Source organism: Streptomyces gobitricini (genome assembly GCF_039532985.1).
Taxonomy (GTDB): domain Bacteria; phylum Actinomycetota; class Actinomycetes; order Streptomycetales; family Streptomycetaceae; genus Streptomyces; species Streptomyces gobitricini.
Map to the genome: position 1 here is coordinate 107,564 of NZ_BAAASR010000027.1, position 20,457 is coordinate 128,020.

Here is a 20,457-nt window from a genome sequence, read left to right on the forward strand (position 1 = left end):
CGTGCGGGGGTGGTCCCGTGCGGGCGGTGCCGTCAGTGGCGGTGCGGGGCCCAGCCGTCCCGGCCCACGAGGTAGTCGGCGACCTCGTGGCGGGCGGCGTCGGTGTCGGACATCTGCGGGCGGTCGGCGGTGACGGCGGCGCCCGGCCCGTAGGTGCGGTACTCGCTGAAGCGGGCGTCCCGCCACGAGTAGCCGCCCATGTCGGTCCACGGCGAGGACTTGATGGCCGCGGGCAGTTCGGTCTCCCGGAACAGCACCTGGCCGACCGCGTCCGGGTTGCCGCCCGGGTGCCAGGGCCGGCCGAGGTGGAAGGATCCGGCCGGGGCGTCGCTGACGACGCGGGAGCGGGTGATCAGGAAGCCGTACGGGTTCTCCTTCCAGGTGCTGGCGGCGGTGACGTACCCGTTGTTGGTGGCCGAGCCGCGGCTGAGCGCCCGGATCAGCGACCGCTCGATGACGGTCGTCGCCCGGCCGTATATGAAGTCGACGTCGCCCTCGATGTACGAGTCGCGGACGTAGACGCGGCTGATGGCGTCGAGCCTGGGGCTGTCGGTCATCAGGGTGTCCTGGTTGCCCTTGAACGCGGTGTTCTCGAAGACGATCCGGTCGCCGGTGGTCTTCATCGCGAGGGCCTGTTCTCCCTTCAGCTCGACCGCCGCCTCGTCGAAGTCGTTGACGAAGGTGAGGTTGCGGGCGGTGACGTCGGAGGCGGCGATCAGGACGGTGGCGCTGCCGGAGGAGCCTCCGTACTCGTTCGGCGTGTCGTACACGATCACGGTGTCGGCCCGGTTCCGGCCCGTGCCCTGGAAGGTGATCCTGGGCCTGTCGGCGGGGACTCGGACCTTCTCCCGGTAGGTCCCGGGGGCGATCCGGATCGTGACACGGCCGTCGTTGCCGGCCGGGACCGCGTCCACGGCGCCCTGGACGGTGGGGTACGCGGCGGGCACGTCGAGCACCGTGTCGGTCCCGATGTTCTTCTGCGGCCCGGAGAAGCGCGTCACCAGCGCGGGTACGGCCGCGGCCGGGTCGAGCCGGTAGGCGTAGAAGGCGCGCGGGTCGAAGGCGGCGCCCCACTCGTCGTGCCGGCCGGTGGTGCCCTTCAGGATGGAGCCGCGCTCCACCAGCTCGGCGGTGGCGTCGGCCTGGTGGGGGTGCTGGACGCCCTCGTAATAGCTGTTCTCGATGACCATCCGGGTCCGGCCGCGCGCCCAGTTCCCGTAGGACCAGACCGGGTCGCCGTCCGCGACCTGGCCGGAGAGGTAGTTGTTGTAGAGGTGGGCGTAGGCGCAGTTGTCGGCGGAGGGGTTGCGCTGCTTGGTGCCGCTGAACCAGTTGTGGTCAATGGTGATCTGGGTGGTGACGTTGTCCGTCCAACCGATGCCGAACGCCTTGTTGTGGTTGTCGAAGCGGTTGTGGGAGACGGTGACGTACTGACTGTCCTTGCGGATGTCGAGCAGCCCGTCCCCCAGGTGCGTGAAGCGGTTGTGGTCGATCCAGACGTGGTGGACGGAGTCCATCTGGATGCCGTCGAAGTCGTTGGTCTTGCCGTCCCAGTCGCCCTCGACGTAGGAGTCGCGGATGGTGAGGTTACGGATGATCACGTTGTGCGTGCCGGGCTTGAGCTGGAGCTCGCCGTGCACGATCTCGCCGGTGGTGCCGACACCGACGATCGTCTTGTCGGAGGCGACGGTGATCGAGGAGCCGAAGGGCTCGACGTCGATCGCGCCGGACACGCGGATGACGTAGGGCTCGGCGGCGCCCGCGTACCTGGCCAGGTCGGCCTGGGTGCGGACGGTGACGACCTTGCCGCCCCTGCCGCCGGTGGTCCCGCCGGCGAGGGAGGCGAAGCCGTGGGGCTGGTCCGTCCACCGGTCCGCCCACCGGTCCGCCGCCGGGGGGCGGGGTGCGGGCGGTGCGGCCTCGGCGGGGGTCACCGCGCCGAGTGCGAGGACGGCGACGAGGGCGGTCACGGCGGCCGACACCCTGCCTGGCAAGCGCTTGCTCCGTAGTCGCATGGCGGCTCCAATCGACGTGTGTGGAGGGTCAGTTGATGTGGAACTCGGTGAAGACGGCCGCCCCGGCGCTCCCCTGCCCCGGGGGAGCCACCGCGAACAGGCCGAGCAGGGCGCCCACCCAGCGCCAGGGCGTGGCCACGAAGACCGGACCCGACGGCCGCCACCCGTCCCCGATGTCGGCGTGGAACCGGCAGCGGGCGCCCGCCGACACCTCGACGCGCAGCCGCACCCGCCCCGCCGTCGCCGCGTCCCGGACCACGCGCGCGTGCCCCCCGCCCGGCACCACGCGCGCGTGCGCCGCGTCCCGCTCCCGCTCGGCGACCGGCTCGGCGAACCGGTGCACCAGCCGCGTCTCGCCGTCCGCGCCCCGCTCCAGCCCGATCCACGAGAAGGCGTCGCCCAGTACGGCGAGCCCCGCGCGGGCACCGGCCTCGGTGGACTCCAGCTCCAGGCTCACCTCGGCGGTGAACGTCTCGGCGGGCAGCCGCTGGGTGAGGACGTTCGGCAGCAGGCGCAGGTCGTGGGCGTCGGCGCTCCGGGCACAGGCGAGCCGCAGCCCGTCACCGCCGTGCTCGACCGTCCACCCCGCGCGCTGGTTGGCCGTCCACTGCCACTGCCGCCCGTACCGCCCGCCCGGGAACGCGTCGTCGGTGGCGGGCGCCTCCACGGGCTGCGGCGCGGCGGCCGGCTTGCGGTGGACGAGCACCGGCTCGCCGCCGTCGCCGAGCACCGGCCAGCCGTCCGCGTCCCACGCCATCGGCTGGAGGTGGACGACGCGGCCGTACGCGCCGCGCGCCTGGAAGTGCAGGAACCAGTCCTCGCCCGCCGGAGTGCGGACCCAGCCGCCCTGGTGGGGGCCGTTGACGTCGGTGGAACCCTGTGCGAGGACGATCTTCTCCTCGTACGGGCCGAAGAAGTCCCGTGACCGGAAGGCGCCCTGCCAGCCGGTGTCCACTCCCCCGGCCGGGGCGAGGATCCAGAACCAGCCGCCGTGCCGGTAGAGCTTGGGCCCCTCCAGGGTGAACCAGCCGGGGACGCGGTCCCCGTCGACGATCACCTTGCCCTCGTCGAGGAGGGTGCGGCCGTCCCGGCTCATCCGGTGGCCGGTGAGCCGGTTCTTCACACCGGAACGGGACTTGGCCCAGGCGTGCACGAGGTACGCCTCGCCGGTCTCGTCGTCCCACAGGGGGCAGGCGTCGATGAGCCCCTTGCCGGCCTTGAGCAGGTGCGGCTCGCTCCAGGGGCCGCGTACGCGCTCGGCGTTGATCTGGAAGATCCCGTGGTCGGGGTCGCCCCAGAAGATCCAGAAGCGGCCCTCGGCGTACCGCAGGGACGGTGCCCACACGCCCCGGTCGTGGCGGGGCGCGGCGAAGTCGGCGGCCGGCTCCAGCCGGTCCAGGGCGTGGCCGATGAGCGACCAGTTGACCAGGTCGCGGGAGTGCAGCAGCGGCAGCCCGGGTGCCCGGCCGAAGCTGGACGCGGTGAGGTAGAAGTCCTCCCCCACGGCGACGACGTCCGGGTCGGACCAGTCGCTGTTCAGGACCGGGTTGCGGTAGGTGCCGTCGCCGAGGTCGGCCGTCCACACGGGGGTCATGACAGGGCCCTCCGTACGAGGGAGTCCACTTCGCCCCGGTCCGGGGCGCCGTCGGCGACGACGGTCACCACCCGGCGGACGACGGTCGCCCCGGGCGGCAGCGGGAGGCGCTCGCGCCAGGCGAGGGAGGAGCCGACGCCGGGGTACTCCTCGGTGCGGACGAACCACGGGTCGCGACGGGTCTCGCCGGTGGCGCCGGCGAAGACGAGTGTCCAGTTCGCGCCCCGCAGGGCCAGCCAGTCGGCGGTCCGCCCGTGGACCGCCTCCTCCCCCTCGGCGTCCTGGGTGAATGCGGCGGGTGCGGCGGCCTCCTTGGGGGCGCGCCAGAAGAAGCCCCCGTAGCCGGCGCCCGGGCGGCCGTTCGTGGCGGGGGACCCGAGGGAGAGGGGCGCGGGGCCGGGGTTGGTGAGCGAGAAGGTGAAGTCCAGCGCCCAGGCGGTGGGGGTCAGTTCGCCGGCGGCGACGGTACGGCGCTCCCGCAGCAGTTCGCGGCCGTCGGCGCGCCAGGAGAGGTCCTCGACGAACCCGTCCGGGTCGCGCAGTTTCCAGTCGTCGTGGCGCTGGACGCCGTGGTTGTCCAGTTCGACCGGTCCCCGGTCGCGTACGAAGGTGCGGCCGCCCCAGAAGTTGTGGCCCTCGACGTCGGGCACGGCGACCGAGACGCCCAGGTGGTGGAGGTGGTCCTCGGGCAGTTCCTCGGTGACGGGGGTGCCCCCGGGAGTGGTGACGGGGTGGAGGTAGGGGCGGGGCGAGAGGTCCGCGGCGAGGTCGGGCCGGTGGAGGTAGCGGGCGACGGGGCGCCCCGAGCAGTGCAGGAGGACGGTCATGGGGAGTTCTCCAGTCCGGGGAAGGGCTCGGGCCGGTCGAGCTCGGAGAAGAGGGAGAGGGTGTCGGCGCTCGCCCCGACGAGCCGGTCGATGCCCTTGACCACGCGGCGGTCGCCGTCGGCGTACCAGGCCCCTTCGGGGAGCCGGCGCGGTTCGGGGGCGGTGCGTACGGTGTCGACGAGCCGCATGAAGGCTCCGGTCCGCTCCGGCGGTACGAGCAGCTCGTCGCCGTCGCGTACGTGGGCGACCAGGTTCTCCAGCAGGTCGGTGCGGCCGTGGACGGTTTCCACGGGGCCGTGCCCGGCGCGCTGCACCAGGACCCGGTCCTGCTTGTACCAGAAGGTGATGCGGCCGTGGCTGCCGTGGACGACGACGTAGGGCTCTCCGGGCTGCTCGGCGCAGAGCGTCACGGCCACGGTGACGGGCGTGCCGCGTGCCGTGGTGATCCGGGCGCAGGAGGTGTCGTCGGCCTCGATGTCGTTGGCCCGGGCGAGTTCGAGCTCGATGCCGGTGACGTCCTCGGCGTGCGGGCTGCCGTCGAGGGCGAGCGCGGTGGCCACGGCGTGGGCGAGCGGGTTGGTGAGGACGCCGTCGACGACGTCCGTGCCGTCGTCGAGGCGTCGCTTCCCGGCCCAGGGCGAGCGTCGGAAGTACGCCTCGTCGCGGGCCCACGCCCCGGCCGCCCCGATGCCGGTGACGTGGCCGATGGTGCCGTCGGCGACGAGGCCGGCGATGGCGGGCAGGGCGTGGGAACCGAGTGACTGGAAGCCGATCTGGCAGGCGGTGCCCGCGGCCCGCGTCCCGTCGGCCATGCGCCGGAACTCCGCCCAGGAGGGCGCGGGCGGTTTCTCCAGCAGGACATGTGCCCCGCGCCGGGCGGCGGCGAGGGCCAGCGGGGTGTGGGTGTCGATCGGTGTGCAGATGACGGCGATGCCCGCGCCGGTGGTGTCCAGGAGGTCCGCGAAGTCGGAGGACTGCGCCACGTCGCCGAAGCCGTCCAGGGCGCCGGCGTCGAGCGGTTTCAGTTCGCAGACGCCCGCGAGCCGCACGGCACCGCGCCTCTGGAGGCGCCGGATGTTGTCCAGGTGCCACTGTCCGTGGCCGCGGGCGCCCGCGAGGACGAGGGGTATGGGTGTCATGGATCAGCCCTTCACCGCGCCGGCGCTGAAGCCGGTGATGAGCCACTTCTGGATGAACGCGAAGACGATCACCACCGGGACGGCGGCGACCACGCCGCCGGCCGCCAGGGCGCCCAGGTCGACGCTGTCCGAGCCGATGAGGGTGTTGAGGCCGACGGGGATGGTCTGCCTGTCCTGCCTGCTGAGGAACATCAGGGCGAACAGGAAGTGGTTCCAGCTGTGGACGAAGGCGAAGGAGCCGACCGCGATCAGCCCGGGCCGCAGCAGGGGCAGGACGACCGCGCGGAAGGCCCGGAAGCGCGAGCAGCCGTCCACCCAGGCCGCCTCCTCCAGGGAGACCGGCACGTTCTTGATGAACCCGCTGATCAGGATGATCGACAGGGGCAGTTGGAAGACCGTCTCGGCGATGATGACGCTGCCCAGCGAGTTGATCATCCGTAGCTCGCGGAAGATCTCGAACAGCGGGACCAGCATCAGCGCGCCCGGGATGAACTGCGAGCACAGCAGCGCCAGCATGAAGCCGTTCTTGATCCGGAAGTCGAACCTGGCGAGCGCGTACCCGCCGGCCAGGGCGACGAGCGTGGTGGTCACCAGCGTGGCGACACCGACGAGCATGCTGTTCTGGAAGAAGACGCCGAAGCTGCGTTCGTTCCAGACCTTGTCGAAGTGCGCGAAGGTCATCGGCCACGGCACCAGCGACGTCGACCCCGCGGGCCGCAGCGCGAACAGCAGCATCCAGTAGAACGGGACGAGCGTGAACAGCAGGTACAGCCCGAGGGGGACGTAGATCTGCCAGCGCGGTACGTCGTCGAAGGCGCGCTCCCGCTTCGGCGTGCGCGGCCGGGACGGGGGCAGCGGCCCCCGGGGCGTGGGCACGCGCGCGTGGGTGCCCTTCTCCGCGAGTTGGGCGGTCATGTGCGGTCGCCTCCGAACTTGCTCAGGCGCAGATAGAGGATCGAGCAGAAGAGGAGGATCACGAACGCGACGGTGGTGAGCGCGGAGGCGTAACCGAAGTCGTGGCCCTCGATACCGGTGTTGGCGATCATCAGGGGCAGCGTCGTGGTGACCCCGGCGGGGCCGCCGCCGGTGAGGGTGTAGAGCAGGTCGACGTTGTTGAACTCCCAGACTCCGCGCAGCAGCGTGGAGAGGATGATCGCGTCCTTCAGGTGCGGCAGCGTGATGTGGAAGAACTGCCGCAGCCGGCCGGCGCCGTCCACGGACGCCGCCTCGTAGAGGTCCCTCGGGATGGACTGGAGGTCGGCGAGGATGAGGATGGCGAAGAAGGGGACGCCGCGCCAGAGTTCGGCGACGACCGCCGCCCAGAAGACGGTGCCCGTGTCGGAGAGCACGGAGGTGCCGTACGACCCGACGCCGAGGTCGGCGAGGTAGCGGCTCATACCGGTGGAGGGGTTGTAGAGCAGCATCCAGATGGTGGTCGTCAGGACGCCGGAGACGGCCCACGGCGAGAAGACCAGGGCGCGGGCGACGGCCCGGCCGACGAACGTCTGGTTCACCAGCAGCGCCAGCACCAGCCCGAGGGCGAGTTGCAGGCCGACCTGGACGACGACCCACTTGGCGCTGAAGCCGAGGGTGGACCAGAAGAGCGGGTCCTCGGTGAAGATGCGGGTGAAGTTGTCCAGGCCCGCGTAGCCGTTCTTCCACGGCTTGGTGACGTTGTAGTGCTGCAGGCTGTAGTAGAAGACGCTCAGTACCGGGTAGGCGATGAAGCCCAGCATCAGCAGACCGGCGGGTGCGATCAGCAGATACGGCAGGCGGCGTGGTTCGGCTCCGGTCCCCGTGCGGCGCCGGCCGGCCCGGGGATGTTTCGCCACGGCTGCGGCTTGGGCCATGACATGTCTCCGTTCGTCATTGCGTGGGGTGAAGCGCTTACCGGATCGCGTTCGGTATCTCGGACGCGGGGACCCGGTCAGAGGAGGGCGGTTCAGCCCGCGTAGGGGTCCGGGACCTCGCCGGCCCTGGCGAGGAACGCGAAGTCGCAGCCGGTGTCGGCCTGGGTGATGTGCTCGTTGTAGAGCGCGCCGTAGCCGCGTCCGTACCGGGCGGGCGGCGGGGTCCACTCGGCCCCGCGCCGCCGGAGCTCCTCCTCCGGCACGTCCAGGTGGAGCGTGCGCGCCTCGACGTCCAGGGTGATCAGGTCACCGGTGCGGACGAGAGCGAGGGGACCGCCGACGTACGACTCGGGCGCGATGTGCAGGACGCAGGCGCCGTAACTGGTGCCGCTCATCCGGGCGTCGGAAATTCTCACCATGTCCCGCACGCCCTGCTTGAGCAGGTGGTCGGGGATCGGCAGCATGCCGTACTCCGGCATCCCGGGGCCGCCCTTGGGCCCGGAGTTGCGCAGCACCAGCACATGGTCGGCGGTGATGCCGAGGGCCGGGTCGTTGATGGTGCGCTGCATGGTCCGGTAGTCGTCGAAGACGACGGCGGGGCCGGTGTGCTTGAGCAGGCGGGGCTCGGCGGCGATGTGCTTGATGACGGCGCCGTCGGGACAGAGGTTGCCGCGCAGCACGGCGACACCGCCCTCGTCGGCGAGCGCCCTGTCGCGCGGCCGGATCACGTCGTCGTCGTGCACCAGCGCACCGTGGAGCTGTTCGCGCAGCGTGGTGTGGGCGACGGTCGGCCGGTCCAGGTGGAGCAGGTCGGTGATGCGGGAGAGGAACCCGGGCAGCCCTCCGGCGAAGTGGAAGTCCTCCATGAGGTGCCGGCCGCCGGGCCGGAGGTTCGCCAGGACCGGCACCGTCCGGGCGATCCGGTCGAAGTCGTCGAGCGTCAGGGTGACGCCGGAGCGGCCCGCCATGGCGATCAGGTGGATCACGGCGTTGGTGGAGCCGCCGAGCCCGACCACGGTCGTCACGGCGTCCTCGTAGGCCTCGCGGGTCAGGATGCCGGACAGCTTGCGGCCCTGGCGTACGAGTTCGACGATCCGCATGCCGGAGGCGGCGGCCATCCGGTCGTGGCCGGAGTCGACGGCCGGGATGGAGGAGGCGCCCGGCATGGTGACACCCAGCGCCTCGGCGGCGGCCGTCAGGGTGGAGGCGGTGCCCATGGTCATGCAGTGGCCGGGCGAGCGGGCGAGGCCGCTTTCCAGCTCGGCCATCTCGCAGTCGCCGATGAGCCCGGCCCGCTTGTCGTCCCAGTACTTCCACATGTCCGTGCCGGAACCGAGGACCTCGCCCCGCCAGTGGCCCGGCAGCATCGGCCCGGCGGGGACGAAGACGGCCGGCAGGTCGGCGGAGGCGGCTCCCATGAGCAGCGCGGGCGTCGACTTGTCGCAGCCGCCCATCAGCACGGCGCCGTCGACCGGGTACGAGCGCAGCAGCTCCTCGGTCTCCATGGCGAGGAGGTTGCGGTAGAGCATGGGCGTCGGCTTCTGGAAGGTCTCGGAGAGCGTGGAGACCGGGAACTCGAGCGGGAAGCCTCCGGCCTGCCACACGCCCCGCTTGACGGCCTGGGCGCGGTCGCGGAGGTGGACGTGGCAGGGGTTGATGTCGGACCAGGTGTTGAGGACCGCGATGACCGGTTTCCCCAGGTGCTCCTCGGGGAGGTAGCCGAGCTGGCGGGTGCGGGCGCGGTGGCTGAAGGAGCGCAGGCCGTCCGTCCCGTACCACTGGTGGCTGCGGAGCTCTTCCGGCCTCATATGGACCAGCCCCCGACCATCCCGGCGATCTCGGCACGGCGTGCCTCCGGAAGCAGGCGGCTCGGCGGGCGCACGTCGCGGCGGCACAGGCCGAGGGCCTCCAGGGCCTCCTTGACGACGGTGACGTTGTCGGCGGACTGGTCGGCGGCGCGCAGGTCCTCGAAGGGGCGGATCTGCTCCCACACCTTCGCGGCGGCCTGCTGGTCCCCGGCGCGCAGCGCCTCCAGCATGGCGAGCGAGACGGCCGGGGCGACGTTGACCAGTCCGGAGGTGAAACCGGTGGCGCCCATGGCCCAGTAGGCGGGGGCGTACAGCTCGGCGAGGCCGGCGATCCACACGAACCGGTCGAGGCCCGCGTCACGGGCGACGGCGCCGAAGCGGGCGGCGTCGGGCACGGCGTACTTGACGCCGATGACGTTGGGGCACAGCTCGCCGAGCCGGGCGATGGTGGCGCCGTCGAGGAGCGGGTTGCGGACGTACGGGACGACGCCCAGTTCGGGGACGGCGTCGGCGATGGCGCGGTGGTACTCGATCCAGCCGTCGCGGGAGACGTAGGGGTGCACGGGCTGGTGGACCATGACCATGCCGGCGCCGAGGTCGCTGGCGTGCCGGGCGGCGGCGGTCGCGGTCGGCAGGTCGTGTCCGACACCGACGAGGACGGCGGCGCGGTCACCGGTCTCCTCGACGGTCAGCTCGGTGACGAGGACCCGCTCCTCGGGGGTGAGGGCGTAGAACTCGCCGGTGTTGCCGTTGGGGGTGACGGTCCGTACGCCGCCGTCGAGCAGCCTGCGCAGCAGGGCGCGGTAGGTGTCGCGGGCGACGCCGCCGTCGGCGTCGAAGGGCGTCACGGGGATAGCGACGACGTCGGCGAGTGCCGCCCTCAGCGTTGCGTGGTCCATGCGGTTGTCCTGTTCCGTGGTCACCGGGGGCCCTCGGGGAAGGCCCGCTCGACGAACGAGGCGATGTGGTCGTGCAGGGCGCGGGCGGCGCCGTCGGCGTCCCCGGCCTCCGCCAGGCCGAGGATCCGCCGGTGCTCGTCGGCCTCGCGGCGCCAGGAGGGTTCGGCGCTCCAGGCGACGGTGGACACCAGTGCGGCCTGGTCACGCACCTCGTCGAGCATCCGGGCCAGCAGCGGGTTGCCGCAGGGCAGGTAGAGGGCGCGGTGGAACTCACGGTTGGCGAGGGAGCGTTCGGCCTGGTCGGCGGCGGTGTCGGCGGTGGCCAGCGCCTGTCCGGCGGCGTCGAGGCACGCGCGGCGGGTGATGGTCCGGCGCAGCGCCTCGGGCTCGAGGAGCAGGCGCACGTCGTAGACCTCGCGCGCCATGGCGGCGTCGACGGTGCGGACGGTGGCGCCCTTGTACTGGCTCATGTCGACCAGTCCGGTGCCGGCGAGGGTCTTCAGTGCTTCCCGTACGGGCGTCTTCGACACCCCGTACCGCGCCGCCAGTTCGGTCTCCACCAGGGGTTTGCCGGGAGGCAGTTGCCCGGTGAGGATCGCGTGCTTGATCGCCTCCAGGACGTACTGGGTGCGGGAGGGAATGGGGCTGGGAGCGGCGGCGAAGGCCATAGGGGCGACTGCTCTCATATCTCGCGTATCGCGTCTCATATATGACGTACGAAGTACGACGCGATGAAGTTAGGGCGGTGGCGGGTGTACGTCAACGCTTCTGACGAAACCCGTGCGTTGGGATTTCGCGGTTGGTGCGCGGGGAGACGCCCGGCTCGGGCACGGGACCCGGGTCAGCACCCGCACCCCTGGGGCGGGGAGAAGGGGTCGACGGTACGGGCCCCGAGGGGCCGGTCGGTCGGTGAGGCCGGCCGGTCGGCGCGGGACGTGTCGGCGTGGGGCCGGTCGGTTGGCGCGGGGCGTGTCGGCGTGGGGCCGGTTGGTGAGGCCGGCCGGTTGGCGCGGGGCCGATCGGTGTGAACGAGGCGCTCGCCCGCGCTTGTGGGGGCGCGGTACGGGGCGTGCGCCGTCGTGGCCGTACCCGTACCGCCGCCGCCCGGGGCCAGCGCGCGCCGGGACTCAGTGCGGGGCGGCGGACCCCACGGCGGCCAGGGCGGTCCTGACGGCGGCCAGGTCCGGGTCGGAGGCCAGGCCCGCGTGGTAGAGCCGGAGTTCGGTGGCGCCCAGCTCCCGCGCGTGGGCGGCGTCGGTGGCGAGGGTGGACGGCGAGCCGCCCATGCCGGTGACCACCGTGAAGTTGGCCGCCAGGACGGTGTCCACGCGCGCGTGGGCGGCGAACGGGGGCAGCACCGTTTCCGCGCCGCCGCCCGCGCAGGGCACGACGGCGCCGTCCGCGACGGCCAGGATGTGCGCGGGCTCCACCCCCGCGTTGGCGCCCGTGCGGTACGGGGCGGGGTCGGCGTGCAGCAGCACCCGGAAGGAGGGGGGCGCGGCCGCCCGGACCGCCGCGACGGCCTCCTCCTGGAGGGTGCGGGCGGCCGAGGTGCGCCACGCGAGCGTGGCCGCGGCGAGGTCGGCGCCCAGCAGTTCCTCCACGGCGGGCCACCCGGCGCCGGACGTCCCGCCCGAGCTCCACACCGGTTCCAGGGCCCGGCGCACCGCGGCGGCGAGCTCGTCCGGATCGAGGCCCCGCGCCGCGTACCCGGCACGGCAGGCGGCGCAGAAGCACAGGGACATCAGGTACTGCGCGGCGTCCCCGAGGGCGACGCCCGCGATCTTGTCGTGGGCGTGCAGGTGGGCCATCCCGTACCAGCCGCACGACTCCAGTTCGGTGCCGCGCGCGCCGGGGCGTACCGCCGCCTCGGCGGCCAGCTCGGTGAGGTGGGCCTTGACCGCGGGCTGTGCGACGCAGGGCGCCCACGGGTAGCGGTCGCCGTAGGCGTTGACCACGGAGGTGCCGGGGTGCTCGGCCCCGAGGCGGGAGTTGTGCGCGAGGACGACCCAGCTGTGGACGTCCAGTCCGGCGGCCTCCAGGGCGCGGGCGGCCCGCCCGTAGGCGTCGCCGGGCGCCCAGTCCCCCGCCTCGTACGGCACCAGGTCCCGCCCGGCCCAGCGGGAGCGGTCCGGCGGGTAGAGGACGGCGGCGTACTCCGCGGTGACGAGGCGGTGTGCCGGGTGGCGCGGGGTCAGGGCGCGGGTGGAGTGGTACGCGGAGGCGAGGGTTACCTGCTGGACGCCGAGGTCCGCGATTCGGGCGGCGGCGCCGGGGTCGCCGATGACGTCCCAGGGGTAGAGGAAGGCGGAGGTTCTCACCGCTGGTCCCCCAGCAGGGCGCGGCCGCGTCCGACGATGCCGGCGAGTTCCTCGACATGGGCGGGCGCGGGTTCACTGAGCGGCGGCCGGACCTCGCCGACGTCCAGGCCGCCCAGGCGCACGGCCGCCTTGACCAGCGAGACGGCGTATCCGCGCCCCTTGGCGCGCAGCCCGGCCAGCGGCCGGTAGAAGCCGTCGATGAGGCGGTTGGCGGTCGCGTCGTCGCCGCTGTTCAGCGCCCGGTGGAAGGCGAGGGCGATGTCGGGGGCGAAGCAGAAGACGGCCGAGGAGTAGAGCGTGACGCCGATGCCCCGGTAGGCGAGGCCGGTGAGTTCGGCGGTGGGCAGGCCGTTGAAGTACAGCAGGTCGAGCCCTTCGGCGCGTACGGCGCTGACGATGCGCTGCATCAGGTCGAGGTCGCCGTGGCCGTCCTTGAACCCGATGATGCCGTCGACACGGGCGAGCTCGACGGCCGTCTCGGGGGTGAGGACCACGTTGTCGCGCTGGTAGACGATGACGTCCAGCCCGGTGGCCCCGGCCAGGGCCGTGTAGTGGCGCAGCAGCCCCTCCTGACCGGCGACCACGAGGTAGGGCGGCATGGCGAGCAGCCCGTCGGCACCCGCCTCCTCCGCGAGCCGGGCGTACTGGATGGCGAGGGCCGTGCCGTAGCCGGTGCCTGCCACGACCGGCACCCGTCCGGCGGTCTCCTCCACGGCGGCGGCCACGCAGGCGCGGAACTCCTCGGGCGTGAGGGCGTGGAACTCCCCGGTGCCGCAGCAGGCGAAGACCGCGCCGGCGCCGGCCTCGACCCCGGCGCGCACGTGCGCGCGGAACGCGTCGAGGTCGAGCGCGCCGTCGGGTCCGTACGCGGTGACGGGGAAGAAGAGCAGGCCGTCGAGCCGGCCGGCGGACGAAGCTGGGGTCACGGACGCTCCCTGTACACAACTATGAGCACTGTCCATATTTCTGAACGCGCTCACGCTAGACCCGCGCCTGTGGGCCGGTCAAGGCTGCCGGTTGACGGAAAACCGCAACTCAGGGGCGGAGTTGACCGTGTTCCACTTCACTTGACGGTGTTCGGAGTGACTCTCTAGCGTGTCCACGCATGTGAATACGGCCCCTGTACGTGGTCGCGCCGCCCTCAAGGAGATCCGCCCATGCCCGCTCCCCGCACGGTCCTGCTCACCGGAGCCGCCGGCGGCCTCGGCACCCTGATGCGGGAGTTGCTGCCCGCGTACGGATACGACCTGCGCCTCCTCGACATCACCCCCGTCGAGGGCGAGCCCGGCGCGATCACCGCCGACCTCGCCGACAAGGCCGCGCTGCGCGAGGCCGTACGGGGCGTCGACGCGATCATCCACCTGGCGGGCATCTCGCTGGAAGCCTCCTTCGAGAAGATCCTGCGCGCCAACATCGAAGGCACCTACAACCTCTACGAGGCCGCACGCGAGGAAGGGGTGGGCCGGATCCTGTTCGCCTCCAGCAACCACGCCGTCGGCTTCACTCCCCGCCCGCGCGAGGGCGACCCCTTGATCCCGGTCGGCACACCCCGCCGCCCCGACACCCACTACGGCCTGTCCAAGTGCTTCGGCGAGGACCTGGCCCAGCTCTACTGGGACCGGCACGGCGTCGAGACGGTCTCCGTACGGATCGGTTCCTGCTTCCCGGAGCCCACCTCCGTACGGATGCTCTCCGTGTGGCTGAGCCCCGGCGACTGCGCCCGCCTCTTCCACGCCGCCCTCACCGCCGAGGGCGTCGAGCACACCGTGGTGTACGGCTCGTCGGCCAACACCCGCCTGTGGTGGGACCTCTCGACGGCCCGGGCGCTCGGCTACGAACCCCGGGACGACTCCGAGCGGTACGCCGCCGAGCTCGTCGCCGAACACGGTGAACTGGACGACGCCGACCCCGACCACGCCCATCTGGGCGGCCACTTCTGCACGAACCCGCCCCGGTGGCCGCACTGACCCGCCGGAGCGGCGGCACGAGCGGTTCCGCGCGGAAGCGGGCGAACACCTACAAATCGCTCACACGTGCAAGCACGCGCGCAAATCGCGCACACCTGCAAGCACGCGCGAGCACGGCAGCGGGCGCACGGACCACGACGATCCCCGTGACCGGAGTGGGCGGAGGTAAGGGAACGGCAAAGCGGTGTCGCTCGTTACCCCGGCATGACAGCTATGACCCCCGGCTCGAACATCCCGCTTCCCGTCGCCCGTGTGGCGGTGGACGTCGCCGCGCCCGTGCGGCTCGACGTATCGGGCCTGCTGCTCACCGCCGATGGCAAGGTGCGCTCCGACGACGACTTCATCTTCTACAACCAGCCGTCCGGCCCCGGCGTGACATACCGCTCGGGCGGCGGCACGGCACCGGACGCGATCATCGTGGACACGGCCGCCGTGCCGCCGGGCATCGAGAAGATCGTCGTCACCGCGAGCCCGGACGCCGCGGGGCAGACGTTCCAGGGCATCGAACCCACCGCGACCATCCGCAACGCCGCCGACGGCACCGCCCTCGCCACCTTCACCCCGCCGCAGCTCGGCGCGGAGACCGCGCTGGTGGTGGTCGAGGTCTACCTCCGCAACGGCGCCTGGAAGGCCCGCGCCGTGGGACAGGGGTACGCCAACGGGCTGGCCGGCATCGCCACCGACTTCGGCGTCTCGGTCGACGAGGAGCCGGCCCAGGCCGCCCCCGCTCCGGCCCCCGCCCCCTCGGCGGTCCAGGCACCGGCGCCCCAGGCCGCGCCGCCCGCTCCCGCGTCTCCCCCCGCCCCGGGAGCCGGGAAGATCAACCTCGACAAGGGCCGGGTCAACCTCCAGAAGAACCAGACCGTGTCCCTCGTCAAGGGCGGCCGCCCCCTCCTCTCGAAGGTCAAGATGGGCCTGGGCTGGGAGCCCGCGTTCCGCGGCAAGGACATCGACCTCGACGCCTCCGTCATCGCGTACGGCCCCCAGCGCAACCACCTGGACAGCTGCTATTTCGGGAAGCTGACCATCCTCAACGGTGCGATCAAGCACTCCGGTGACAACCTCACGGGCGAGGGCGCGGGCGACGACGAGGTGATCGTGGTCGACCTGGGCAGGCTCCCCGCCGACGCCACCGGCCTGGTCTTCACCGTGAACTCCTTCTCCGGCCAGAAGTTCACCGAGGTCGCCAAGGCCTACTGCCGGCTGATGGACGCGGCGAGCGGCGAGGAGCTGGTCCGCTTCGACCTCACCTCCGCCGAGCCGCAGACCGGTGTCATGATGGCCAAGCTCATCAAGCAGTTCTCCGGTGAGTGGGAGATGACGGCGATGGGCGACTTCGTGAAGTCGCGAACCGTCCGGGGCATGGTCAAGCCGGCCGCGCAGGCGCTGTAGCACCGGCCCCGTAGACGTCCTCCACATAGCGCCCGTCCGCGACGAGGCGGTCCAGCCACGCCCGGGCCTCCTCGTCGCCCGCGCCCGGCGTGTGCCGCGCGTACATCGTCCGGAAGGCGTCCCGCACGCCGGGCGCCATCCGGGCCGCGTCGCCGCACACGTACACCCGGGCGCCCGCTCCGAGCAGCGGCCACAGCTCGGCCGACTCCGCGTCGATGCGGTGCTGTACGAACCGCGCGCCGGCGACCGGGGCGTCGCTGAACACCGGCCGGACGGAGACGGCGCGCTCGGCGTCGGCCGCCCGCAGCTCGTCGGCGTGCAGGTAGTCGGCGTCCGGGGCGTCGCAGCCGAAGTAGAGCAGGGCGGGCCCCAGCGCGGCCGTACCACCCGCGAGCAGGGCGCGCCGGTCGGCGACGACGCCCCGGAAGGGCGCGAGCCCCGTCCCGGCGGCGACCATGATCAGCGGTTCGTCGCCGTGGACGATCCGGAACGCCTCCCGGCACGGCTGGACGCGGGCCAGGACGGTGTCCCCCGGCCGCACGGAGGCGAGGTGCGCCGAGCCCGTCCCCGGGGCGGCGGCCGACACCATCAGGTCCACGTGGCGCGGGTCCGCGGCCGGTGACGACGACACCGAGTAGGTGCGCGGCCGCATCGGCTCCAGCAGCTCCAGGAGCACCGGCCAGGACAGGGCCTCGCGGAGCGCCGGGTACGCCTCGATCAGGTCCGGGAGGGTGGCCTCGCCGGGGCGGGCCGCGCGCAGGGCGGCCCGCTCGGGCGGGCACGGGTTCAGTCCGGCGAGCCGGGCGAGGTACTCGGCCCCCGGCCGGTGGCCCAGATCCACGTGGTGGGTGAGGAGGTCCCGTACGGTCACGGGCCGGTCGACCGCGAGGGCGGCGCGCCCGGGGCGGGCCGGGACGACGCTCAGGAGGGCGTCCGGGTCGGCACCCAGGAGACGGGCGGTGCGGTCCACCAGCGCGGAGGCGTTGGCCGGCAGCACGGTGAGGTGGTCGGCCGTGCGGTAGGTGACCCCGTCGGGCAGCGCCAGCCGTACGAACCGCTTCACGCGCGCGTACCCCGGCTCGGTCAGGCTCCGGCTGCCGGTCACCGTCATCGGGACGAGGCCGTGCCGTCGCGCCGCCGCGTCCAGCGGGCCGCCGGTGAGCTCGGTGACGGTGTACGCGGGTCCTTCGGGCTCCGCCGCGGGCGTGGCCGAGGGATCGCCGTACCGCTCCAGCAGTTCGCCCCGCAGGGCGTCCGTGAAGGCCCGCACCGCCCCGCCCAGGTCCCCGGACGCGTCCGCCTCCCCGCGCGCCAGCAGCCGGACGCCGCCCAGTTCCGCGAGCCGTTCGTCGAGGAGGCCGGGCACCCGCTGGTAGGTGGCGGCCCAGTTGCGGTCGCCGACGCCCAGCACGGCGTACGGAACGCCGTCCACCGAACCCGCTCCGGCCTTCCGCAGCCACTCGACGAACCGGGCCGCGTCGTCCGTCGGACGACCGTTGTAGGAGGCGGCGACCACCACGACCGGCCGGCCGGTGGGCAGCCCGCCCGTGTACGCGTCGAGCGGCGCCACCTCCGCCGCGCAGCCGATGCCCTCCGCCGCGGCCGCCAGGTCCTCGGCGAAGCCCCGGCACGTGCCGTAGTTGCTGCCGTGCAGCACCAGCAGCCCCGTGCCGGGCAGGACGCGCGCCGCCGCACCGGGCCGCTGCCGCGCGCCGGGTTCCGCCTCGGTACGGCGGCGGGCGGCGGACCGCTCCGTGCGCGGCAGGACCCTCAGCGTGAACCCGTCCGGCTTGAGCGTGAGCGACTCCTTCACACGCAGCCGGTAGTCGGCGTGGTCGGCCGGCCGGTACCGGTGCACCAGCATGGCCAGCAGCATCGTCGCCTCGTGCAGGGCGAACTGCCGCCCGATGCAGGCGCGTTCCCCGGTGCCGAAGGGCTTGTAGGCGTGGACGGACCGGGCCGCCTCCGCCTCCGGGTCGAACCTGGACGGGTCGAACAGCTCGGGGTTGTCGCCCCAGATTGCCGCGTCGCGGTGCAGCGTCGGCACGACGACGGTGGCCGCCTCCCCCGCTCGCATCGGGACGCGCCCGCCCAGAAGGGTGTCCACGCGCGCGTGGCGGCTGAACGCGGCGGCCGTCGGCCACAGCCGCAGCGCCTCGTTGAGCACCTGCCGGGTACGGCGCGCCAGGCCGACCTCCTCGAACGTGGGCTCCACCTCCGCCGTGTCGCCCCACAGCTCGTCCACCTCGCGCTGGACGGCGCGCAGTTCGCCGGGGTGCTTCGCCAGGTAGTACAGGGCGAAGGACAGGGCGCCCGAGGTCGTCTCGTGGCCCGCGATGAGGAAGGTGATGACCTGGTTGCGGACGTTGGCGTGGTCCAGGCCGGAGTCCAGCATCAGCCCCATCAGGTCGTCCCGCCCCGCGTCCCCCGACGCCGTACGCGCGGTGATGACCTCGTCCACGACCGAGGCCAGGTAGGCGGCGTCGGCGCGGAACGCCGCGTCCTCGGCGCCGTACTCCCCACCGGGCGTGCGCCCGAGGCGGTTCATGGACCACTCCAGGCAGCGGACCATGGCCCGGACGAAGGGGTGCGGCTCGGCGCGCTCGAACGATCCGAAGTCGTAACCGAATCCGGCGAGTCCGATGGTGTCGAGGGTCATCCGGGTCATGTCCTCGGGTACGTCGACGGGGGTCCCCGCCGCGGCGTGCGCGTCCCAGGAGCGGATCAGGCGCCGTGCCACGCGCAGCATCACCGGGTGGTACGCGCGCATCGACCCGAGAGCGAAGGCGGGCATCAGGACGTCGTGCGCCACGGCCCAGTTGGGTTCGTCGTTGTACGCGGTGAACAGCCCGTCCTCGGCGAACTCGCGGACGTTCTCCAAGGCCGGGCCCACGTGCTTGGCGAACCGTTCCTCGTCGCAGAGGTCGGCGACGAGGTCCGGGTCGGCGACGAAAAGGGTGTCCCTGCCGTGCAGTCGGCGCCGGATCACGGGGCCGTGCTCGCGGAGCAGTTCCATGACCTGCTGGAGGGGGGTGGCGGTGGGGCCGGACGCGGAGATGTCCACGAGCGGAATGTCGTTCCTCATGCCCTTCAGCGTCGCCCCGGGCACCCACCGGCCCCGGCGCGTGTTCTACATGATTCTGTAGTGCCATGCACGGCATGCCGCAGGACATCCTCGAAAGCGGAGACCTCGTCGACTGGCGCAACCGGGCGCTGCTGGTGTTCGACCGGGTGCCGGTGCCGGCCGCGGTGTGCCGGACCGACGGCGTGGTGCTGCTGGCCAACCCGGCGATGGCGGCGGAGTGGGGCACGAGCCCGGGCCGGCTGCCGGGGCGGAACGTCCTGGAGCTGTTCCACCCCCGTTCCGCGGAGCAGGTCCACCGGATCGTGGAGGCGGTGCGGCGGGGCCACCGGTCCCGTTACCCGATGCGGGTCGACTGGACGGGGCCCGACGGCCGCGAACGGTACGGGGAGCTGACCGCCGACACGGTCAGCGACTCGGCGGACGCCCCGCTGTGGCTGCTGGTGCTGCTGAAGGTCCTCGGCGATCGCGCGGAGCCGCCCCGGGACACGGAGGTGACCGGGACGGAGAAGCGGATCCTCGCCCTCGCCGCGTCCGGCGCGACCACCGACCGGATCGCCCGCTCGGTGGGCCTCACCGTGGACGGCGTCAACTACCACCTGACCCGGCTCTCCCGCCGCTGGGGCGTGCCGGGCCGTACGGCGCTCGTGGCCCGTGCGTACGTACTGGGAGTGCTGGCGGCCGACGCCTGGCCGCCGGCGCCCCCACCAACGGAAAGGCGTTCTTCATGAACTTCCCCGACACCGGCCGCCGCGTCCTCGTCAGCGGGGCCTCCCGAGGTCTCGGCCGCGCCGTCGCCCGGGCGTTCGCCGCGAACGGCGACCGGGTGGCGGTGCACTTCGGCTCACGGGCCGACGAAGCGCGCGCGACCCTCGACTCCCTTCCGGGGACGGGTCACACCCTGACGGGCGGCGATCTCACCGATCCGGCGGAGGCGGCCCGCGTCACCGACGCCGCCGCCGGCGCACTCGGCGGCCTCGACGTCCTGGTGAACAACGCGGCGGTCAACACCCGGCACCCGCTGCCCGAGACTCCGTACGACGAGTGGGTGGCGGCCTGGCAGCAGCACGTCGCCGTCAACCTGCTCGCCACCGCGCACCTGAGCCACCTCGCGGCCCGCCGCATGATCGACCAGGGCACCGGCGGACGCGTCGTCAATATCGGGTCGCGGGGGGCGTTCCGGGGCGAACCGGACCACCCCGCCTACGGCGCCACCAAAGCGGCCGTCCACGCCCTCGGCCAGTCGCTGGCGGTCTCCCTCGCCCCGCACGGCATCGCCGTCGCCTCGGTGGCCCCCGGCTTCTTCGCCACCGAACGCGTCGCGCCCCGTCTGGCGGGCCCGGAAGGCGACGTGATCCGCGCCCAGAGCCCCTTCGGCCGGGTGGCCACGCCCGAGGAGATCGCGGCGGCGGTCCTCTGGCTCGCCTCCCCGGCCGCCGAATGGTCCTCCGGAACCGTCCTCGACCTCAACGGCGCCTCGCACCTGCGTACCTGACCCCGCCGCCCCGCACCGGGCGCCCGGGCCGGGCGGGCCGGGCGGGGCCGGGCCGGCGGGGCCGGCGG

At 73.1% G+C, this 20,457-nt stretch carries 16 protein-coding genes; 4 read left to right on the forward strand and 12 right to left on the reverse strand.

What is annotated here, in order from left to right:
- Positions 1-32: 32 nt before the first annotated feature.
- The 11 genes from ABD347_RS23675 to ABD347_RS23725 all read right to left on the reverse strand — a co-directional run bounded on the left by ABD347_RS23675 (position 33) and on the right by ABD347_RS23725 (position 13,379).
- On the reverse strand, positions 33-2,015 hold the full coding sequence (locus ABD347_RS23675) for a pectinesterase family protein (RefSeq protein WP_344364719.1): 1,983 nt from the start codon (positions 2,013-2,015) through the stop codon (positions 33-35).
- 28 nt (positions 2,016-2,043) lie between these two features.
- On the reverse strand, positions 2,044-3,609 hold the full coding sequence (locus ABD347_RS23680) for a glycoside hydrolase family 43 protein (RefSeq protein ID WP_344364722.1): 1,566 nt from the start codon (positions 3,607-3,609) through the stop codon (positions 2,044-2,046).
- The gene (locus tag ABD347_RS23685; RefSeq protein WP_344364725.1) at positions 3,606-4,436 is read right to left on the reverse strand and encodes a DUF6807 domain-containing protein; all 831 of its coding nucleotides are present in this window, start codon (positions 4,434-4,436) and stop codon (positions 3,606-3,608) included. Before ABD347_RS23685 ends, ABD347_RS23680 begins: the two co-directional genes overlap by 4 nt.
- On the reverse strand, positions 4,433-5,575 hold the full coding sequence (locus tag ABD347_RS23690; RefSeq protein ID WP_344364727.1) for a Gfo/Idh/MocA family protein: 1,143 nt from the start codon (positions 5,573-5,575) through the stop codon (positions 4,433-4,435). Before ABD347_RS23690 ends, ABD347_RS23685 begins: the two co-directional genes overlap by 4 nt.
- 3 nt (positions 5,576-5,578) lie before the next feature.
- Complete coding sequence (locus ABD347_RS23695) at positions 5,579-6,490, reverse strand: carbohydrate ABC transporter permease (protein WP_344364728.1); 912 nt, start codon at positions 6,488-6,490, stop codon at positions 5,579-5,581.
- On the reverse strand, positions 6,487-7,425 hold the full coding sequence (locus ABD347_RS23700; RefSeq protein WP_344364730.1) for a carbohydrate ABC transporter permease: 939 nt from the start codon (positions 7,423-7,425) through the stop codon (positions 6,487-6,489). The genes ABD347_RS23695 and ABD347_RS23700 overlap by 4 nt, the downstream gene beginning before the upstream one ends.
- Positions 7,426-7,517: 92 nt before the next feature.
- On the reverse strand, positions 7,518-9,233 hold the full coding sequence (araD, locus tag ABD347_RS23705) for an L-arabinonate dehydratase (protein ID WP_344364733.1): 1,716 nt from the start codon (positions 9,231-9,233) through the stop codon (positions 7,518-7,520).
- The gene (locus tag ABD347_RS23710) at positions 9,230-10,132 is read right to left on the reverse strand and encodes a dihydrodipicolinate synthase family protein (RefSeq protein ID WP_344364736.1); all 903 of its coding nucleotides are present in this window, start codon (positions 10,130-10,132) and stop codon (positions 9,230-9,232) included. The genes araD and ABD347_RS23710 overlap by 4 nt, the downstream gene beginning before the upstream one ends.
- Positions 10,133-10,152: 20 nt before the next feature.
- Positions 10,153-10,818: a GntR family transcriptional regulator gene (locus tag ABD347_RS23715; RefSeq protein ID WP_344364738.1), complete on the reverse strand. Its 666-nt coding sequence runs from the start codon at positions 10,816-10,818 to the stop codon at positions 10,153-10,155.
- A 441-nt stretch (positions 10,819-11,259) separates the two neighbouring features.
- Positions 11,260-12,453 (reverse strand): hypothetical protein, encoded by a 1,194-nt coding sequence (locus tag ABD347_RS23720; RefSeq protein WP_344364740.1) that lies wholly within the window; start codon positions 12,451-12,453, stop codon positions 11,260-11,262.
- The gene (locus tag ABD347_RS23725; RefSeq protein WP_344364743.1) at positions 12,450-13,379 is read right to left on the reverse strand and encodes a 5-dehydro-4-deoxyglucarate dehydratase; all 930 of its coding nucleotides are present in this window, start codon (positions 13,377-13,379) and stop codon (positions 12,450-12,452) included. The genes ABD347_RS23720 and ABD347_RS23725 overlap by 4 nt, the downstream gene beginning before the upstream one ends.
- 231 nt (positions 13,380-13,610) lie before the next feature.
- Here ABD347_RS23725 and ABD347_RS23730 point away from each other — a divergent pair, with 231 nt between their 5' ends.
- Positions 13,611-14,420, forward strand: a complete 810-nt coding sequence (locus ABD347_RS23730) for an NAD-dependent epimerase/dehydratase family protein (protein WP_344364745.1) — start codon at positions 13,611-13,613, stop codon at positions 14,418-14,420.
- Between the two features lie 204 nt (positions 14,421-14,624).
- The gene (locus ABD347_RS23735; protein WP_344364747.1) at positions 14,625-15,812 is read left to right on the forward strand and encodes a TerD family protein; all 1,188 of its coding nucleotides are present in this window, start codon (positions 14,625-14,627) and stop codon (positions 15,810-15,812) included.
- Here the strand turns inward: ABD347_RS23735 and ABD347_RS23740 are convergent.
- A complete protein-coding gene (locus ABD347_RS23740; RefSeq protein WP_344364749.1) occupies positions 15,787-18,897 on the reverse strand; it encodes a cytochrome P450 in 3,111 nt (1,036 codons plus the stop codon). The genes ABD347_RS23735 and ABD347_RS23740 overlap by 26 nt on opposite strands.
- Positions 18,898-18,971: 74 nt before the next feature.
- On the opposite strand from ABD347_RS23740, the gene ABD347_RS23745 reads away from it, so the two are divergent.
- Both ABD347_RS23745 and ABD347_RS23750 read left to right on the forward strand, forming a co-directional pair.
- On the forward strand, positions 18,972-19,625 hold the full coding sequence (locus tag ABD347_RS23745) for a helix-turn-helix transcriptional regulator (protein WP_344364751.1): 654 nt from the start codon (positions 18,972-18,974) through the stop codon (positions 19,623-19,625).
- Positions 19,622-20,389 (forward strand): SDR family NAD(P)-dependent oxidoreductase, encoded by a 768-nt coding sequence (locus tag ABD347_RS23750; protein WP_344364752.1) that lies wholly within the window; start codon positions 19,622-19,624, stop codon positions 20,387-20,389. Before ABD347_RS23745 ends, ABD347_RS23750 begins: the two co-directional genes overlap by 4 nt.
- Positions 20,390-20,457 lie beyond the last annotated feature (68 nt).

Excerpts from the sequence above, each read along its gene's own strand:
- ABD347_RS23685 (WP_344364725.1), bottom strand. The coding sequence starts at position 4,436 with ATGACCGTCCTCCTGCACTGCTCGGGGCGCCCCGTCGCCCGCTACCTC.
- ABD347_RS23730 (WP_344364745.1), top strand. The coding sequence starts at position 13,611 with ATGCCCGCTCCCCGCACGGTCCTGCTCACCGGAGCCGCCGGCGGCCTC.
- ABD347_RS23710 (WP_344364736.1), bottom strand. The coding sequence starts at position 10,132 with ATGGACCACGCAACGCTGAGGGCGGCACTCGCCGACGTCGTCGCTATC.
- ABD347_RS23700 (WP_344364730.1), bottom strand. The coding sequence starts at position 7,425 with ATGGCCCAAGCCGCAGCCGTGGCGAAACATCCCCGGGCCGGCCGGCGC.
- ABD347_RS23680 (WP_344364722.1), bottom strand. The coding sequence starts at position 3,609 with ATGACCCCCGTGTGGACGGCCGACCTCGGCGACGGCACCTACCGCAAC.
- ABD347_RS23715 (WP_344364738.1), bottom strand. The coding sequence starts at position 10,818 with ATGAGAGCAGTCGCCCCTATGGCCTTCGCCGCCGCTCCCAGCCCCATT.
- ABD347_RS23690 (WP_344364727.1), bottom strand. The coding sequence starts at position 5,575 with ATGACACCCATACCCCTCGTCCTCGCGGGCGCCCGCGGCCACGGACAG.
- araD (WP_344364733.1), bottom strand. The coding sequence starts at position 9,233 with ATGAGGCCGGAAGAGCTCCGCAGCCACCAGTGGTACGGGACGGACGGC.
- ABD347_RS23745 (WP_344364751.1), top strand. The coding sequence starts at position 18,972 with ATGCCGCAGGACATCCTCGAAAGCGGAGACCTCGTCGACTGGCGCAAC.
- ABD347_RS23675 (WP_344364719.1), bottom strand. The coding sequence starts at position 2,015 with ATGCGACTACGGAGCAAGCGCTTGCCAGGCAGGGTGTCGGCCGCCGTG.
- ABD347_RS23695 (WP_344364728.1), bottom strand. The coding sequence starts at position 6,490 with ATGACCGCCCAACTCGCGGAGAAGGGCACCCACGCGCGCGTGCCCACG.
- ABD347_RS23740 (WP_344364749.1), bottom strand. The coding sequence starts at position 18,897 with ATGAGGAACGACATTCCGCTCGTGGACATCTCCGCGTCCGGCCCCACC.
- ABD347_RS23735 (WP_344364747.1), top strand. The coding sequence starts at position 14,625 with ATGACAGCTATGACCCCCGGCTCGAACATCCCGCTTCCCGTCGCCCGT.
- ABD347_RS23750 (WP_344364752.1), top strand. The coding sequence starts at position 19,622 with ATGAACTTCCCCGACACCGGCCGCCGCGTCCTCGTCAGCGGGGCCTCC.